This is a genomic window from Bartonella sp. AP58NXGY, assembly GCF_042195785.1.
GTDB lineage: Bacteria > Pseudomonadota > Alphaproteobacteria > Rhizobiales > Rhizobiaceae > Bartonella.
This window is the reverse complement of the sequence record NZ_JBHIOY010000135.1, coordinates 1-934: the sequence shown is the minus strand read 5'-3', so window position 1 is coordinate 934 and position 934 is coordinate 1. Positions and strand designations below refer to the sequence as shown.

Annotated in this window: 1 protein-coding gene; it reads left to right on the top strand. The window is 43.4% G+C overall.

The annotated features are described in order from the left end of the window. A partial coding sequence (locus tag ACFINC_RS09990) for a ShlB/FhaC/HecB family hemolysin secretion/activation protein (RefSeq protein ID WP_375617113.1) occupies positions 1-749 on the top strand: 749 nt, incomplete at its 5' end. Positions 750-934 lie beyond the last annotated feature (185 nt).

Below are 934 nucleotides of genomic sequence, written 5' to 3'. Positions count from 1 at the left end.
TGCATGCCAGTACAAGCAGGGTTCTTCACCGTGATAGTGTTTCACTCACAACACTCAATTTAGGTCTTTCTTATAAAAGAACCAACAATTACCTTCTTGGCAATAAGATAGAGGTTGGCAGTCGTCAATATAGTGTCGCCAATTTTGGCATTTCGCATTCTCGTCAGATGTTCGGGGGGACTTGGACCTTTGATGTGAGTTATTTGCAAGGACCTCCCCTTTTCCATTCTGTAAAGAAACATACTCCAGGAGCGGGGGATGGGGAGCCTCAATTTGCAAAATTTACCGGCACACTGAGTGTTATGACGCCTTTTAAGGTTGGTGAGTGGAATTTTCTGTTGAGCAATCTTTTGAGTGGTCAATATTCACCACATAATTTATTGGCTGCAGAGCAGATTTCGTTGGGAGGCGCTTCCAATGTTCGTGGTACGCGCGAGAGTTTGATTTTTGGCAATAACGGTTTTTTTACCCGTAATGACTTGATGCTGAGAACCATTCCGTGGAGCAATAGTGCGACGCTCAAAAAGACTTTGGGTGAACTTCGCCCTTATGTTGGTTTGGACTATGGTCGTGTTTTTTCGCAAGCTTTGTATGGATTTACGAATGAACAACTTGCCGGTTGGACAGCAGGCATCAAGCTTGCAGGGGGGATGGTTTCTCTTGATGCCAGTTATTCCAGTATTTTTTGGAGCACAGTTAAGCACAAGAAGTCAGGCACATTTTTAATGACATTAGCAATGGAACTTTAAGCATATTTATTGGGGAGTTAAAGCATGGGACATGAGAAGAGAGAAGAAAGAGCAAAGTTATTAAGCGTTTTAATTTCTAGTACGATGCTCAAGAAGGTTTTATTTGGGGGGCTTGGTTTTTCTTGTTTGTTAGTCCCTTCAGGGTTACAGGCGCAAATTGCCGTTGATGCGAACGCGAATGCCGC